Here is a 16,740-nt window from a genome sequence, read left to right as displayed (position 1 = left end):
CTTTTTTTTCTTATGAAGTTTCTAGTCCATCTTTTTTTGCTGCTGCCCGCGCTTGCCCTGGCCCAAACGACCGCGCCCCCGGCCCCGGCCGAGTCGCCGGCCGGGCGGGGTGGCCCGGCCCCTACCCTCACCCTACACGAGGCCCTAACGACGGCGCTCAAAAACAGCCTCGACATTCAAATCAGCCAGACTAATGTGGAGGTGCAGGCGCTGCAGAACAACGCGGGCTTTGCGGGCGCGCTGCCTACGGTGGGGCTGAACGCTAGCAACAACCTGATTATCAACAATACGCAGCAGCAGTTCAATACCGGCGACCCGCGCTCGGCCACGGGCGCCCGCTCCACGCAGTACAATGTGGGGCTGGCGGGCAGCTACCTGCTCTACAACGGGGGCCGGGTAGTAGCCACCCGCAAGCGCCTGAACGAGCTGGCCCAAATCAGCCAGCTCCAGCTAAACTCGACCGTGCAAAACGTGCTGGCCGACGTGAGCCTGAAATACTACGCCGTGGTGCAGCAGCAGCGCTACATCCGCACCCTGGAAGCCTCGGTAGAGGTGTCGCGCCAGAAGCTGCGCCTCATCGATGCGCGCCAAAGCGTGGGCCTGGCCAACAATGCCGACCGCTTTCAGGCGCAGCTCGACCTCAATGCCCAGCTGCTGACGCAACAGCAGCAGGCGCTGGCTGCCCAGCAGGCCACCGCCGACCTGCTGCGCGCCCTCACCCTGGATTTGACCCAGGCGGTGGCCGTGGAAGATACCATTCCGGTAGACCATAGCCTGAGCTGGGCCGAGCTGCAAGGCGCCTTCGATAAGAACCCCGACCTGCTGGCCGCCGAACGCCAAGTGCGCGTTAATGAGTTGATTGAGCGCGAAACCCGCGCCAATCGCTACCCCTCCTTCGGGCTGAATGCCGGCACCAACTTCGCCCGCAGCCAAAATGCGGTGGGCAACACGCTATTCAACCAGAGCTACGGGCCCTACGCGGGGCTGGGGCTGTCGGTGCCCATTTACACCGGGGGCGTTAATAAAAAGCTGGTCGATATTGCCCGCCTCAACACGCGCACTACGGAGCTGCAGCGCACGGCCTTGCAGCGCAACTACCGCCTCAACGCACTGAAAGCCTGGGAATCATATGAAAAGCAGCTTACCCTCGTAACCACCGCCGAAGCCAGCTACACCACCGCCCGCCAGCTCCTCAAGCTCGTGCAGATGCGCCTCGACGCCGGCCTCTCAACCTTGGTCGATGTGAAGCTGGCCCAACAGAGCTTCGAGGATGCCGGTTACCGGCTGGTCAACTACCGCTATGCCGCTAAGTCGGCCGAAATCACGTTGCGGCAGCTGGGGGCGTTGCTCACGCCGTGAGGGGGTAGAGAATAGTTAAGAAAGGCCGTCATGCTGCGACAAGCTCAGCATGGCGGTCTTTAACTAGTCATTCGCTACTACTTATTCCTTCACGAAACGCTTGGTTTCGCTGCCGCTTTTGGTGGTGATTTTGTAGAAATACGTGCCTTTGGGCAGGTCGCTCAGGTCGAGCGATTGCGTGTAGGTGCCTTTCTCCTGCTGCGTTTCCGGGATGAGCGTGCGCAGCTTGGTACCGGTGCCATCGAGCAGCTCGACGCTGACGTTACCAGCTTTTTTCACGTCGTATTGCAGCTGGGTAGCAGCGGCAGCGGGGTTGGGGTAGAGGCTGGTGCCGCCGAGGGGGGTAGCGTTTTCGGCCGGGCCGTTGGGGTCAAGCAGCAGGAAAGCCGCCGGCTTAAATAGCTTGCCCAGGCCCCCGCGCCGCGCCGCGAAGCCCTGCCAGCGGGCCAGCCGTGCCTGTTGCTCGGGGGTAGTATCCTTGGCCACGATGGCTTTGAGGTCAGTGGCCCACTGTGCTTTTTGGGGCTGAATTTCGGCGGCCAGCTTCTGGATATTGGCATCGTATTTCAGGGCCAGCTGGGCCACGCTCAGCATAATCTGCTGACCTTGCAGGCGCAGGGCCTGTGCTTGCTGGCGCTGGGCATCCGTGAGCGTAGGGCGCGCGCCGGGTGCCGCGGCAGCGGGCCGCAGGCTTTGGCGCAGGGCCTGGCGCTGAGTTTTCAGCGCCTCCACTTGGGCACGGAAGGCTATAATTTTGGCCTGGTCGGCGGGCGCGAGCTGGGGTTCCAGCTTCTGGCGCTGCTGGCGTAGCACGGGCAGTACGTTGGCCTCGATGTAGGCTTTAATATCGTGGCGTGGCGGCGTATTCGGGCCGTTGCGGTGGCCAAAGCCGCTGCGCGCACTAGTGACGGCCGTGGTGCCCAGCACCAGTAGCAAGATGAGGGGTAGGCGGCGGAGAAAAGCGTTTTTCATAAGTCAATGAGCTGAGCTACAAGTAGTCGAATATTACCACCCATTGACTTTAGGCTAGCTTCATGGTTTAACCACGCTGGCCCGATTACTCCACATTTTTCGGCTACCCATCAAAAAAGCCGGCCAAGGCTACCCCCGGCCGGCTCGGCAAGCCAGTTGCCCGGCGCTAGTTTTCGTTGTTGCGGGCCGCTTCGTCGCGGTTGAGCTTGGTGAGGAACGAGCGGGTGATGGGCGTTTCGCTCTCGTAGCCCTTGCGGCGCTCGTTGGCGGCGGCGCTCTCGCCGGTGGCGGGTAGGGCACGGTTTACCCAGGCCAGAATATCGACGGTAGTGCCGGGCGCGATGCCGTGGAAGGTAGCCAGCAGCTTGGCCGGCAACGACAGAATCAGCTCGCCGTCGCCGCGCCGAACGGCGTTCCAAATGCGGCGGGCAGCGTCTTCGGCGCTCATCGTGAAGCCCGGCAGCGCGTCGGCAATGCTGAACCAGGCGTATTCTTTTTCGTGGTTGCCCTTCACGTCGGCGTTTTGGGCGCTGCCGGTGCGCAGCAGGCCGGGGCACACGGTAGTGACGTAGATGCCAAATTGGCTCAGCTCGGCCCGGAAGCCTTCGGACAGGCCCGTGAGGGCAAACTTGCTGGCGCTGTAGGCCGTGAGGTGCGGAATGGCCACCTTGCCGCCCAACGACGAGATATTGATAATGCGGCCCTCGCCGCGCAGCCGCATGCCCGGCAGCACCGCCTGCATGGCGTGAAACGGCGCCCAGAAGTGCGTATCCATGGCATCGGCAAAGTCGCGGTCGTCCATGTTTTCGAGCGGGCCACCGATGATAATGCCGGCATTATTCACCAGAACATCTACCCCGCCCAGCTTTTTTTCGACCTCGGCCACCAGGCTACGCACCTCGTTGGCATCGGTGAGGTCGCGGGCGAAGGTGAGCACGCTGCCCTCGGTACCGCCGTAGGTGAGCAGGTCTTGGCGGGCGCGGGCCAGCTCCTGCTCGTCGCGGGCGCAAATGGCCACGCGGGCGCCCTCGGCCACGGCGCGGCGGGCCAGCACCAGACCCAGCCCGCGAGAGCCGCCGGTAATGAGCACGGTGCGCCCCATGAGCTCATACGAGCCCCGGCGGTTGCGCCAAACGGTGGTGGCAAGGGCGGCAACGCCAAGGCCGGCGGCCCAAAGCCAGCCGGCAGAAGAGCGGTGGGAAGTTTTCATGCTCTTCTGTATGGATTTGGGGTAGAAAGGTTACGTGAGAAGCAGCGCGACTTTTCGCAGCTCGGGCGCGAGTGCAGCGAGCGGGCGGCACCGGATAAACCGGACGGCGCTGCTCGCCGTGCTTGCGCCCGAGCTGCGAAAGGTCACGCTACACTCCCTACCCCAGCTTTTCCTGGAAGAAAGCCAGCGTGAAAGCCCAGGCCTCAGCGGCGGCTTCCTTATTATAGCTCGGGCGCTCGTCGCAGTGGAAGCCGTGGTCGGCGTAGGAGATGACGGTGTTGATGTAGGGCTTGCCGGTGGCGTCCACGGCGTCGATTATCGTGGTGATATTGTCTTTCGAGATATGCTGGTCGAGCCCGCCCCAGTAGAAGAGGTGCGGCGCGTGCAGGTCTTTGGCCATGTCGGTGCGGGTGTGCAGGCCGCCGCCGTAGTACGACACGGCCGCTTGCAGCGGCAGCGCGGCATTGGCCACGAAGGCTACCTGGCCGCCCAGGCAAAAGCCGATAGCGCCGATTTTGTCCTTCTGCACGTTGGGCTGGGCCTGCAGCCAGTCGTAGGCCGCCTGGGCGTCCTGCTTCATAGTGTCGGGCGTCACGGCGCCGTAGTGCGGCATGGCGGCGGCAAAGTTGTCGTAGCCGATTTCGAGGCCCGGCTCGGCGGTGCGGTGAAACAGCTCGGGCGCCACCACCACGTAGCCGGAGGCAGCCAGGCGGTCGGCTACGCTACGAATGTGGTGGTTCACGCCGAAGGCTTCCTGAAAAAGAATGATGCCGGGGGCCGAAGTGGTGTTCTGGGGCTGGGCCACGTAGGCGTGCGCCTGGGTGCCATCAGCCACGTTCAACACCAATGAATTGGGAGTGCTCATAAAGAGAGGGGGTAGGGAAAAGGGATTTGCTGGCAGAAACAAGGCGATGGAAGCCGATGTTTTACTCGGACCTATCCGCGTTTCTTTATTTATCCCGCTATGTCCCCTACCCCCACGTTGCGCCTGAGCGTGCTCGACCAGTCGCCGGTGCGGCCCGGCGCCACCGCCCGCCAGGCCCTGCAAGAAACCACGCAGCTCGCCCAACTCACCGACCGCCTGGGCTACACCCGCTTTTGGGTGAGCGAGCACCACAATACCACTACCCTTGCCGGCCCCACACCCGAAGTGCTGCTAGCCCACCTGGGCGCGCACACCAGCCGCATCCGGCTGGGCTCGGGCGGCGTGATGCTACCCCACTACTCGGCCCTGAAGGTGGCCGAAAACTTCAAGATGCTGGAAGCTCTGCACCCCGGCCGCATCGACCTGGGCATCGGCCGCGCGCCGGGCGCCGACCGCCTCACGGCCTACGCGCTCAACCCGAGCAACCAGTTTAAGGAAGAAGATTTTATCGAGCAACTAGTTGATTTGCAGGCGTACCTGCGCGACGACCGCACGCCCGAAACCATTCACGAGCGAGTGCTGGCCATTCCACAGATTGACACCCAGCCCGAATTGTGGCTGCTGAGTAGCAGCGGGCAGAGCGGGGACTTCGCGGCGCGGCTGGGCATGGGCTTCACGTTTGCGCAATTTATCAATCCCAATGGCGGGCCGGCGGCCGTGCGCGCGTACCGGCAGCAGTTCCGGCCCTCGCCTGAGCTGGCGGCACCCGCCGCCAGCGTGGCGTTGTTCGTGCTGTGCGCCGATACCGAGGAGAAAGCTAACGCCCTGGCCAAGGCCATGCTCATGCAGCTGCTGCGCTTTGAGCAGGGCGTGCGCGGCCCCTACCCCACCGCCGCCGAGGCAGCGGCCTACCAGTTTGGCCCCCTCGAACTAACGCGCCTGCGCTACCACCAGGCCCGCGTGGTGAGCGGCACGCCCGCGCAGGTACACGCCCAACTCACCGAGCTGGCGGCAGCCTACGAGGTTGAGGAGCTACTCCTGACCAGCATCACCGCCGATTTTGCCGACCGCCTGCGCTCGTATGAGCTGCTGGCCGAAGCCTTTGAGCTAACGCCGACCAGCCAGACAGTGGCCGAAACGGTAGAGATGGATTAACTGGTGAAGCTTATTTAAGATTATTCTAAATAAAAAAGGCTCTACAATGGAGCCTTTTTATTTATCAATACCCTATAAAGCAAGCTTTTACGAATAGAAAAGTGGCCAGGAAAGCCATTCGAGCTACAAACCTTCTGCAGAATTTATTTGGAATACATCTAAACTAGCCCTGACCTTTGCGCTACGTTGAACGATTCTAAATAAGCGTATGCGCCACTTCTTCTTTCCTTTTCTGCTCATCAGCGTGGCCTTGCCCGTATTCAGCCAGGGGCAGGGGCTCCCTATCCCGGCTGCTGCCGGCCGCGCGCACCAGCGCACGGGTACTATTCGGGGGATTGTTCGCACCAGCGATGGGCAGCCAGCGGCCTTCGTTAGCGTGGGCCTGCCGAAGCTGGGCAAGGGAGCCAATACAGCCGAAGACGGCTCTTTCACCATCGTGGGCGTCGAGCCGGGCGAGCAGGAGCTGCAAGTATCTTATGTGGGGTTGCAGCCGCAGCGCCAGACCGTAACGGTGGCCGCCGGCCAGACGGCTAAAGCCGATTTTGCCCTGAGCGAAAGCGCCGCCGACCTGAGCGAGGTTATCGTGACGGGCACCACGACTATCAATCGCCTGGCTTCGGCCAGCAAGGCCGACATTGCGCCCCTCGACCAGCCCCAGAGCGTGGGCGTAGTGACGCACACCGTCATTGCCGACCAGCAAATAAACCGCCTCGGCGACGCGCTGCGCAACGTGAGCGGCGTATCGCTGACGCAGCAGCGCGGCGGCGTGGCCGAAACGTTTTCGGCGCGCGGCTACAGCATTGGCATCGGCGGCGGGGGGGGTAGCATTTTCAAAAACGGCCTGCTCACCAACACCCAGGGCATTCCCGACGCCAGCACCCTGGAATCGGTGGAGGTGCTGAAGGGCGCGGCGGCCCTGCTCTACGGCAACGTGTCGGGCGGCCTCATTATTAATACCGTCACCAAAAAGCCGCGCTACGAATGGGGCGGCTCGGTGGAGATGCGCGCGGGCAGCTACAACTTCTACAAGCCGATTGTCGACGTGTACGGGCCGCTGACTAAAAACCTGGCTTTCCGGGTGGTGGGCACCTACGAAAATGCCCAAAGCTACCGCGATGTGGTGACGTCGAAGCGCCTGTACGTGAACCCTTCGCTCCTGTACAAGTTTGGGGCAAAAACCGACCTGCTGGTGCAGGGCGACTACCTGCGCTCCGACATCACGCCCGACGCGGGGGTAGGCATCATCAACCTGAACACCGAGTCGCGGCTGCTGCCCAACACGCCGCGCTCGCGCTTTATTAACGCACCCTGGGCCTACAACGTCACCGACCAGGCTACCGGCTCGGCCGTGCTCACCCACCACTTTTCGGATGCGTGGCGGCTGAGTGCCATCGCGGGCGTGGCCGACACCCGCGTGCATGGCTTCGGGCTGGCCGTGCCCAACAACGCGATTGCGGCCAACGGCGACTATACCCGCACGCTGGGGGCCGTGAACACCAGCGAGCGCGACTGGAACGCCCAGCTTAACCTGAACGGAAAATTTACGACCGGCTTCCTGGGCCATCAGCTGCTAGTGGGCGGCGATGCCCTGCGCATCACCACTACCAGCACCACCTTCAAGTACCAGGATGCGACGGGTAAGATTGGCTCCGGCTACGGCGTTATTAACCTGCTCGACCCCACGAAATACGGGGCGCGCACCGACGTGCCGGGCATCATCGATACGGCCCGCACCACCTCGCCCTCGTACCGCTTTGGCGGCTACGTGCAGGATTTAATAGCTATTTCGCCCAAGTTTAAAGTGCTCGGCGGGGTGCGCTACTCGTACCAGACTACGCAGCAAACCAGCATTGCCAACTACGACAAGCAGCAAACGCGCCATGGCGCGGCCGACAAGATTGACCAGGCCTGGTCGCCCAAGGGGGCGCTGATTTTTCAGCCCCTCCCCACGCTGTCGCTCTACGCCAGCTACGCCAACAACTTCATTGTGAATACGGGCACCGACATCTACGGCCAGAACCTGTCGCCGTCGCTGGTGAACCAGTACGAAGCCGGCGTGAAGACCGAGCTGTTTGGCAGCCGCCTGTTTGCCAACGCGGCCGTGTACCGCTACCTCAACAACAACTTTGCCCAGACGGCTCCCTACGACCGGTTTGGCAACCCTAACGCCGTGACGACGGTGAAGGAGCTGACCGGCGAAACCACCAGCGACGGGGCCGACGTGGACATCAGCGGCAGCTTCTCGCAGAATTTCTACTTCAACGCCGGCTACGCCTACAACTTTGCCCGCTACACCAACGCTGGCACCGCCACGGGCAGCCCCATCAACGGCGAGCGCCTCACCAACAACCCGGCCCACACTGCCAACGCCTCCATCTTTTACACCTTCGACCGGCCCGGCCTGCGTGGCCTCAAGCTGGGGGCTTCGGCCTTTTACACCGGCCAGCGCCTGGGCGGCAACAACAACACCGTGGGCCAGGCCGGCAGCTACAGCCGCACCATTTCGCTGAGCGGCTTCACGACCGTGGACCTATCGGCCGGCTATGCCTACCAGCACTTCTCCATCCTGTTCAAGCTCTCCAACATCACCGATGAGCTGAACTACCTCGTGCACGACCGCTACAGCATCAACCCCATTCCGCCGCGCCAGTTCCTGACCACGGTGGGCTACCGGTTCTAGGGGGGGTAGGCTTTAAGTACTCGACGGTAATTAGTTTATCTTAAAAACAGCTCGTCCTGCCCATCTGGCGTCCGCTTGCCGAAGTATCTCTACCGCTTCGTTGCCCCGATTAGATTACTGTTGCAGTAGAGATGCTTCGACAAGCGGACGCCAGATGGGCAGGACGGCCTTTCTTCATTTTTTTGCTTATTTGGAAACAAGTCTTTCACCTATAATAATTTACTAGAACGTCAGACTGAGCTTATCGAAGCCTGACGTTCTAGTAAGCTCCTTTCAATAGGCAAAGGCCGCGCGGTGCTTCTCCACAAACTGCTGCCAGCGCACCGGCTCCTGCCCCGTGATGGCGGGAAAGTTATCGAACGTGTCGTCGGCGCCCGGAATGGTGTGGGCGGCGTAGCGCTTGTAGTGGTCATACACGCAGCCCATGTAGGCCATCTCGGCCCCGGCAGCGCGCATGTTTTCCAAGAAGATTTCGGGGGGTAGGGCTTCGTAGTGGAAGGGTCCGCCCAGCGCCTGCTGCATAATGGCCGCGATTTCGCCGTATGATTTGGCATCGTAGCCGAGGCGGTAGGTCTGGCCGGCATGCTTTTCGGGGTGCAGCAATGCCTGCACGGCCACTAGGGCCACGTCTTCGGCATCGACCCAGCTCAGGCGAGCATCGCCGGTAAATTGCTGAATAACGCCCGCCTTCACCACCTGCGTGCCGCCGTAGCTGAGCAGATTTTGCATGAATGTTTCGGGCCGCAGGTGCGTGAACGAGAAGCCCGACCATTCGATGTAGCGCTCTATCAGCTGGTGCCAAGCCCAGTGCGCCACCGTGGTGTCGTCGCGCCCGCAGGCACCCAGGTGCACCATGTGCTGCACGCCGGCCACCTTGGCCTGGTCCAGAAACGCTTTGCTCTGGCGCAGCATATCCACGGTGTAGCCGGTCACGAGCAGCGCCCGGTCGATGCCTTGCAGGGCCGGGCCCAGCGTTTCTTCCTTGTCAAAATCGAGGATAACCGTGCGGATACCCTGCGCTTCGAGCGGCGCGGCCTTGGCGGCCGAGCGCACGGCGGCTACCAGCGTGATGGAATCGTCACCTTGCAGGCGGCGCAGTACATCGCCGCCAATCTGGCCGGTAGCGCCGGTAATGAGAACGGTTGGTTTAGGAATGGACATGAAACAGCCAATAGTAAGCTTCCATAACCCGCCAGCTTGGCCACATGTTTAGGCCAGCATGCGGTAAAACGGAGTGGTACTCCGTTTCCGACCGGGCGCTAAACGGAGTACCACTCCGTTTTACAGCACTCCACTACTTACGCCCACTTCCCAACCCAGTTTTAGGATAAACGCGCTCACTACCCCCAAAAACAGCACCCGCACGAAGCCCGTGCCCCGGCTCAGGGCCAGCCGCGCGCCCAGCGTGGAGCCCAGCACGTTGCAGGCCGCCATGGGTAGGGCGTAATAGTACAGCACCTGCCCCGTCGAGATGAAGTAGGCCAACCCGGCGAGGTTGGTGGCAATATTCACCACCTTGGCCGAGGCCGAGGCCGCCAGGAAGTCGTAGCCAAACAGCCCGACGAACGCAAACAACAGCAGGCTGCCCGTGCCCGGCCCAAAAAACCCGTCATAAAACCCAATGGCCGCGCCCAGCCCTACCCCCGTCCACAGCTCGCGGCTGCCGTGCAGGCGCGGCGCGTGCAGGCTGCCAAAGTCCTTGCGCCAGAAGGTGTAAGCGGCCATCAGCACCAGCAGCGCCAGCACCAGCGGCTTCACCAGCTCCTTGTTGAGGCCGCTCACGGCCCGTGCGCCCAGCAGCGCGAAGCAGCCAGCTACCACCGCCGCCACCGCCACCGTGCGCCAGTTGATGGACACGCCCGTGAGTCCTTTCAGGTAGCGGTAGGCCGAGGCCGAGGTGCCCGCCAGGCTGGCTATTTTGCCGGTGCCCAGCACCGTGGGCACCGGCACCGTGGGCAGCAGCAGCAGCATCGCCGGCAGCTGAATGAGGCCGCCGCCGCCCACCATGCCATCGATGAGGCCCGCCAGCAGCGATGCTGCGCAAAGGAGGGGTAGGGTGTAAGCAGGGTCGCTAAGCGGCATGTTCAAGGAAGAAACGAGCACAAAAGAACGTCATGCTGAGCTTGCCGAAGCATCTTGGCCGCTTCATCTAACGAGGCGACCAAGATGCTTCGGCAAGCTCAGCATGACGTTCTTCTTTAGTTGAATAAGATTTAAAACGGCGGCTCCTCGCCGAAGCTATTGCCCTTGGGGAAGGGCACCGGCGCGGGCGCATCGTTCATTTTGCTACCCAGGCGGATGGTGTTCGGCGCAAAGCCGCCACCCGGCGCGGGCCCGCCGGCCGGCTCCGAGTCGAAGCTGCTGGTAGGAAACGAGTTGGACGAGAAGGCCGGCGCGCCGCCGAAGCCGCCCGCGTCGCCGCCGCCATCGAAGCCGTCGAGGTCGGCAAACTTGGTGAAGCGGCCGATGAACTTGAGCTGCACCGTTTCGAGCGAGCCGTTGCGGTGCTTGGCAATAATTACCTCGCCCATGCCCTGGGTCGGGTTGCCCATCTCATCCTCCGTAATCTTATAGTATTCAGGACGATAGAGAAAGATAACCATGTCGGCATCCTGCTCGATGGAGCCCGATTCGCGCAGGTCACTGAGCTGGGGCTTCTTGTCGCCGCCGCGCGTTTCGACCGAGCGCGAGAGCTGCGAAAGGGCAATTACCGGGATGTTCAGCTCTTTGGCAATGCCCTTGAGCGCCCGCGAGATGCTGGCAATTTCCTGCTCGCGGTTGCCGCCCGGCCGCCCGGCCTCGCCGCCGCTCATCAACTGCAGGTAGTCGATGATAATGAGCTGGATATCGTGCTGCGACTTGAGGCGGCGGCACTTGGCCCGCAGCTCCCGAATACTGAGCGCGGGCGTGTCATCAATAAAAATCGGGGCCGACGAGAGCGCCGAAATCTTGTGGTTGAGCTGCGCCCACTCGTAATCAGCCAAGTTGCCCTTCTTGATTTTCTCGGAATCCAGCTCCGCCTCGGCCGAAATCAGACGATTAACGAGCTGCAGCGACGACATTTCCAGCGAGAAAATGGCGACCGGCTTCTTGAAATCGACGGCAGCGTTGCGCATGGCCGACACCACAAAAGCGGTTTTGCCCATGCCCGGCCGAGCCGCAATAATCACCAGGTCAGAGGGTTGCCAGCCGCTGGTCACGCGGTCCAACGCCGAGAAGCCGGTGGGTACGCCGGTGAGGCCGTCCTTCTGGTGCTTCTTTTCTTCAAGCTCCTTGATGGCCTTCACCATCAGGTCCTGCATCGAGTCGACGCCCTTGCGCATGTTGTCCTCCGACACCTGGAAGATATTTTTCTCGGTGGCGTCGAGCAACTCAAATACGTCAGTGGTTTCCTCGTAAGCGTCGCGCAGGATGTCGGTGGCGGTGCGAATTAATTCGCGCTTGATAGCCGCCTCCAGAATTACGCGGGCGTGGGCCTCGATGTTGGCCGCCGAGTTGATGTGCATGGTGAGGCCGGCCACGTAGCCTACCCCCCCGGCGGCCTCCAGCTCGCCCATCTCGCGCAGCTCCTGCACCACGGTGAGCTGGTCGATGGGCTCCGACTTATCAAACAAGTTACTGATAGCCTTGTAGATGCGCTGGTGGCCATCCTTGTAAAAGCTGTGCGCTTTCAGAATATCGACTACCGTGGTCAGCGCGTCTTTCTCCAGCATGAGAGCGCCGAGCACGGCGGCTTCCATTTCGAGGCGCTGGGGCGGCAGCTTGCCGGTGGGCGACATGGGCACGGGCAGCCGTTGGCCGCGGCCACCCTGAAAGGCGGCGGCGGCGCGGGCCGCGGATTGCTTGAGGCGGTCGTCCATTCGGTCGTTCATTATTAAGAGGGTAGGCGGGGCAAGAGACGGAAACAGTGCGGGAGCGCTTCGCAAAAGTTGGCCAGGCCGCGAAGAGCCTGAACTAACAAAGCTAACTTAAAAGTGCCCGAAATGAAAGCCGGGTGGAGGCAATTGTTTTTGGCCCACTGCCCGACCCGACCGGAAGCCCGGCCGTACTTTCGCGCCCTGCAACCGGCTGGCAGCGGGCGGCTTAGCCAGGGGCGGCGGGCAGGTTAGCCACTCGTATTGGCTCGCCGGAGCAGTTCAGCATTAATAATAAGCAGTTAATTGTCAAAGACTTGGAAAATATTCACCTGATTGCCGTGGGCGGCAGCATTATGCACAACCTGGCGCTGGCCCTGGCCCGGCGGGGCGCGCACGTGACGGGCTCGGACGACGAGATTTTTGAGCCCGCCCGCTCGCGGCTGGCCGCCGCCGGCCTCCTACCCCCCACCGAAGGCTGGGACGCGGCCCGCGTAACGCCCAACCTCACGGCCGTGATTGTGGGCATGCACGCCCGCCCCGACAACCCCGAGCTGGCCCGCGCCCAAGAGCTGGGCCTCAAGATTTACTCTTTTCCCGAGTACATCTACGAAGCCAGTAAGGACAAGCAGCGCGTGGTCATTGGCGGCTCGCACGGCAAAACGAGCATTACGGCGCTGATTCTGCACGTGCTGCGGTTTCACGGGCGGCAGTTCGACTACGCGGTGGGCGCGCAGTTGGCGGGCTTTGACCTGATGGTGCAACTGACGGACGATGCGCCGATTATCATCATCGAGGGCGATGAATATTTGTCGTCGCCGGTGGATAGGCGGCCCAAGTTTCACCTCTACCAGCACCACATCGGCGTGATTTCGGGCATCAGCTGGGACCACATCAACGTGTTTCCGACCGAGGAAATCTACCGCGAGCAGTTCGAGATTTTTGCCCGCCAAACGCCCAAGGCTGGCGTGCTCATCTACGACCGCGACGACGAGCAAACCCAGCTCGTGGCCGTGCCCAGCAACCCCGACGTGACCTACGTGGGCTACGGCCCGCACGAAAACGTCATCCGCGACGGCCGCACCTACCTCCTTACCAAGAAGGACGACGAGGTGCCCATCCAGGTGTTTGGAGAGCACAACTTGCGCAATATCTCGGCGGCCAAGGAGGTATGCAAGCAGCTGGGTATCAAGGGCAAGGACTTTTACAAGGCCGTGGCCACGTTCAAGGGTGCGGCGCGGCGCTTGGAGCTGGTGCGCGAGGGCGCTACCTCGGTGGTGTACAAGGACTTTGCCCACGCACCCAGCAAGCTGCGCGCCACGGCCACGGCTTTCAAGCGGCAGTTTCCGCAGCGGCGGCTGGTGGCCTGCCTGGAGCTGCACACCTTCAGCTCGCTCAACCCGGCGTTTTTGCCGCAGTATGCGCACTGCTTCGACGCGCCCGACGTGGCGGTGGTGTACTTTAACCCCCACGTGCTAGAGCATAAGCGCCTACCCCCCCTCGCACCGGCGGCCGTGGCGGCGGCCTTCGAGCGACCCGATTTGCGGGTTTTCACCGACAGCCAGGAGCTGGCCGATTTTCTGCACGCGCAGCATTGGGCCGATACCAACTTGCTGCTGATGACCTCGGGCACGTTTGATGGGCTGGATTTGCAGGTGCTGGCGGCTGAGGTGGTGGGCTAACCTTATTACCCTTTCGCCGCGACCCATGCGCTACCTGCTCACGCCCTGCACCGTGTACACCGGCACCGAGGTGCTGCCCGACCACGCCGTGCTCATCAACGGCGACCGCATTGAGGCGGTGCTGCCGACGGCGGGCGAGCTACCGCCCGACGTGCCCCGACGCGACGGCCGCGGCCTGCACCTGAGCCCCGGCTTCGTCGATTTGCAGATTTATGGCGGCGGGGTGCTGTTTTCGGTGGCCCCTACCCCCCCGGTGCTGGCCGGGCTGCGGGCGCACACGCTGCGCCACGGCACCACCAGCTTTTTGCCCTGCTTGCCCACCAGTCCGCCCGCCCTGATGCGCGAGGCGCTGGCCACCGTGCGGGCGGCCCTGCCCACCATGCCGGGCCTGCTGGGCCTGCACCTGGAGGGGCCGTACATCAACCCCGCCAAGAAGGGCGCGCACCGGGAGGAGTTTATTCAAATCCCTACCCCCCGGGATATTGACGAGCTACTAGCCGAGGCCGACGGCGCCCTGTGCTTCATGACGCTGGCGCCCGAGCGGGTGAGCGCGGCCGTGGTGGCCCGGCTGCGGGCGGCGGGCGTGGTGCTGTCGGCGGGCCACTCGGCGGCCACCTACGAGCGGGCCGCGGCGGCATTTGGCAACGGGTTCACCACCACTACCCACTTATTCAATGCCATGTCGGGCTTCGAGAGCCGGGCGCCGGGGCTGGTGGGCGCCGTGTACGACCACCCGGCGGCCTACGCCAGCATCATCGTCGATGGCGTGCACTGCGCCTACGCGGCGGCCCGCGTGAGCCAGAAAGTGATGGGCGAGCGGCTGTTTCTCACCACCGACGCGGTGGAGGCCGGCACCGTCGGCGCCTACCGCTTTCACCAGCAGGGCGACCATTTTGTGGATGAAAACGGTACGCTGGCCGGCTCGGCACTGACTATGCTCACGGCCGTGCAAAACTGCGTGCGGCACGTGGGCCTGCCGCTGGCCGAGGCGCTGCGCATGGCCTCGCTCTACCCGGCGCGGGTGGTGGGCCTGGCGCACGAAATTGGCCGCATCGCGCCCGGCTACCGGGCCGATATGTGTTTGTTTGACAACGACTTTCAAGCTCACGCCACAGTGCTCGGCGGCGAGTGGCATTCGGCTTGAAAGTCAAAAAGCACGTCATTCCAAGCTTGGAGTGACGTGCTTTTTGACTTTTCACTTTTACTTCCTTCACGGCTTGCGTGGGGGGGTAGGGCGGCCGCTATCGTTGGTGAGCAGCACGGCCAGGGCTACCAGGCTCAGGCGCAGGGCCCATTTGGCGGCGCGGCTCATTTGGCCCGGCGCTTATCGGGCGCGGCCGAGACAAATACCTCATTCTCCTGCAACACTTTGAGGCTGCAGCTGCTGCCGCCCGAATTATCGTCGCAGGTGGTGCCAATGATGTGGCCGTCTTCAAAATCGAAGTAGCAATTGGGGCAGCCTACCCCCGAAATAACGTAGCGGCTGGCCTTGGGCGAGAGGTAGTACGTGCTGTCGTCGGTGCCGCGCAAGGGCAGGGCAATGGCGCGGTAGCTGCCATTATTATGCCCCAGGCCGATGAGGTAGTACACCGGGTTGGCAGCCTCGCTCCCCGGTGCCTTGCGCACCTGCACGTTGTCGATAACCGTGCCGTCGTGAAACTGCCGGATGAGCGCCGACGCCAGCGTGGCCTGCCCCATTTTGTACTTAACCGCTCCTTTGTTGTCGAGCCGCATAATCTGACGGCTGTTAGCCGCGCCCGATAAGGCCGCGCCCGGCAGGTCACCTACCCGCTCGGCTTTTGCCACGGGGGCAGTTTTTTCGCGGTTACGGGTAGTTTCGCACGAGGTCAGCAGCAGCAAGCCGCTGAGCATTCCCAGTAGCAGCAACCCAAATAGGCGAGACAAGGCGCTCATTACACGAAGTATAATTTTATGAATTTTGATTGCAGCTGGTAGGTAGCGCAGCAACCTACGGTAGCTTAACGCCGTGCGCTCCATCTATCGTGCCTAATCTGCGCCACTTAGCGCGGCTTATAATATTTCATGGCCTCGGGCAGCAGGCTTTTGATGTCGGCAATGCGGGTGGCATCGGCGGGGTGGTCCGAGAGAAATTCGGGCGTACCGCCCTGGCTTTGAGCGGCCATGCGCTCCCAAAACGGTACGGCACCTTCAGGATTATACCCCGCCATGGCCATAAAAATCAGGCCCAGGTGGTCGGCCTCACTTTCCTGGCGGCGGCTGAAGGCGAGCATGCCTACCTGGCTGGCACCACCCACGGCGGTCAGAAACAGGCTTTTGGTGGTAGTCGGGTTTTGCGAGAGGGCCGTGGAGAGCGCCGCGCCGCCTACCTGGGCCGCCAGTTGGTCGCTCATGCGCTCGGCCCCGTGCTTGGCCACGGCGTGCGAAATTTCGTGCGACATCACCACGGCCAGGCCATTCTCATCCTTCGTAATCGGCAAAATGCCCGAGTACACGGCTACTTTGCCACCGGGCATACACCAGGCATTCACCGTCTTAGGGTCGTCGATGAGGTTAAATTCCCACTGGTAGCCTTCGAGCTGCGCCGACTGGCCCTGCTGTTTGAAGTACTGCTCTACGGCCTGCGAAATGCGCTGGCCCACGCGCCGCACCTCCGCCACATCGGCCGAGTTGGTCGAGAGCTTGGCCTCGCCCAGGGTTTGCTTGTACTGCGTGATGGCCAGCGTATTCATCTCGCTATCTGACACTAGACTGAGCTGGCGGCGGCCTGTAATGGGTACGGTGGTGCAGCCGGCGGCAAGCAGCAGGCTGGAGGCAAGTAGGAAATTCTTAAGCATGAAAAAAGTAGCGTAAGGGTAGGAAAATAGGGCGTGTGAAGCTGCCCGGCCAACTGCTGGTTCAGGACTATTTTAGCAGCCGGGTACTAGTAGCTATACGCAACCGGGCGGGGGAAATGTTTACTTTGTGGTGGCAAGACCAGCCGC

13 protein-coding genes are annotated in these 16,740 nt (G+C 62.4%); 5 read left to right on the top strand and 8 right to left on the bottom strand.

All coding sequences use genetic code 11. The features are described 5' to 3' along the window. Positions 1-12: 12 nt before the first annotated feature. Positions 13-1,359: a TolC family protein gene (locus E4631_RS06545; protein ID WP_133657599.1), complete on the top strand. Its 1,347-nt coding sequence runs from the start codon at positions 13-15 to the stop codon at positions 1,357-1,359. A gap of 81 nt (positions 1,360-1,440) precedes the next feature. Here the strand turns inward: E4631_RS06545 and E4631_RS06540 are convergent, their stop codons facing one another. The 3 genes from E4631_RS06540 to E4631_RS06530 all read right to left on the bottom strand — a co-directional run bounded on the left by E4631_RS06540 (position 1,441) and on the right by E4631_RS06530 (position 4,406). Continuing rightward, positions 1,441-2,331 (bottom strand): T9SS type A sorting domain-containing protein, encoded by an 891-nt coding sequence (locus tag E4631_RS06540; protein WP_133657600.1) that lies wholly within the window; start codon positions 2,329-2,331, stop codon positions 1,441-1,443. 166 nt (positions 2,332-2,497) lie between these two features. Next, positions 2,498-3,541 (bottom strand): SDR family oxidoreductase, encoded by a 1,044-nt coding sequence (locus tag E4631_RS06535; RefSeq protein WP_133657601.1) that lies wholly within the window; start codon positions 3,539-3,541, stop codon positions 2,498-2,500. Positions 3,542-3,698: 157 nt separating this feature from the next. After that, entirely contained in the window at positions 3,699-4,406 is a 708-nt protein-coding gene (locus E4631_RS06530; RefSeq protein WP_133657602.1) for a dienelactone hydrolase family protein, read from the bottom strand. Between the two features lie 99 nt (positions 4,407-4,505). Between E4631_RS06530 and E4631_RS06525 the strand changes: the two genes are divergently transcribed. Together E4631_RS06525 and E4631_RS06520 are read left to right on the top strand one after the other, a co-directional pair. Then, positions 4,506-5,561, top strand: coding sequence for an LLM class flavin-dependent oxidoreductase (locus E4631_RS06525; protein ID WP_133657603.1), 1,056 nt, complete (start codon positions 4,506-4,508; stop codon positions 5,559-5,561). 208 nt (positions 5,562-5,769) lie between these two features. Next, positions 5,770-8,241, top strand: a complete 2,472-nt coding sequence (locus tag E4631_RS06520; protein ID WP_133657604.1) for a TonB-dependent receptor — start codon at positions 5,770-5,772, stop codon at positions 8,239-8,241. Positions 8,242-8,514: 273 nt separating this feature from the next. Here the strand turns inward: E4631_RS06520 and E4631_RS06515 are convergent, their stop codons facing one another. From E4631_RS06515 to dnaB, 3 genes are all read right to left on the bottom strand, one after another. Then, positions 8,515-9,402 (bottom strand): SDR family oxidoreductase, encoded by an 888-nt coding sequence (locus E4631_RS06515; RefSeq protein WP_133657605.1) that lies wholly within the window; start codon positions 9,400-9,402, stop codon positions 8,515-8,517. Positions 9,403-9,522: 120 nt separating this feature from the next. Then, entirely contained in the window at positions 9,523-10,323 is an 801-nt protein-coding gene (locus E4631_RS06510; RefSeq protein ID WP_133657606.1) for a TSUP family transporter, read from the bottom strand. Between the two features lie 131 nt (positions 10,324-10,454). Continuing rightward, the gene (gene dnaB / locus E4631_RS06505; protein ID WP_240734740.1) at positions 10,455-12,020 is read right to left on the bottom strand and encodes a replicative DNA helicase; all 1,566 of its coding nucleotides are present in this window, start codon (positions 12,018-12,020) and stop codon (positions 10,455-10,457) included. A 392-nt stretch (positions 12,021-12,412) separates the two neighbouring features. On the opposite strand from dnaB, the gene murC reads away from it, so the two are divergent. Both murC and nagA read left to right on the top strand, forming a co-directional pair. Beyond that, positions 12,413-13,777 carry a UDP-N-acetylmuramate--L-alanine ligase gene (gene murC / locus E4631_RS06500; protein WP_133657607.1) on the top strand — a complete coding sequence of 455 codons (1,365 nt, stop codon included), beginning with the start codon at positions 12,413-12,415 and terminating at the stop codon, positions 13,775-13,777. A 25-nt stretch (positions 13,778-13,802) separates the two neighbouring features. Further along, a complete protein-coding gene (gene nagA, locus E4631_RS06495; protein WP_166648086.1) occupies positions 13,803-14,921 on the top strand; it encodes an N-acetylglucosamine-6-phosphate deacetylase in 1,119 nt (372 codons plus the stop codon). A gap of 164 nt (positions 14,922-15,085) precedes the next feature. On the opposite strand, the gene E4631_RS06490 is transcribed toward nagA, so the two are convergent. Together E4631_RS06490 and E4631_RS06485 are read right to left on the bottom strand one after the other, a co-directional pair. After that, positions 15,086-15,691, bottom strand: coding sequence for a hypothetical protein (locus E4631_RS06490; RefSeq protein WP_133657609.1), 606 nt, complete (start codon positions 15,689-15,691; stop codon positions 15,086-15,088). 107 nt (positions 15,692-15,798) lie between these two features. Next, the gene (locus tag E4631_RS06485; RefSeq protein WP_133657610.1) at positions 15,799-16,593 is read right to left on the bottom strand and encodes a M48 family metallopeptidase; all 795 of its coding nucleotides are present in this window, start codon (positions 16,591-16,593) and stop codon (positions 15,799-15,801) included. Between the last annotated feature and the right edge of the window lie 147 nt (positions 16,594-16,740).

The sequence above is a fragment of the Hymenobacter sp. UV11 genome (assembly GCF_004684095.1).
Classification (GTDB): domain Bacteria; phylum Bacteroidota; class Bacteroidia; order Cytophagales; family Hymenobacteraceae; genus Hymenobacter.
Note: the sequence above shows the minus strand (reverse complement) of the source record. Positions and strands in the feature narration are given on the sequence as shown.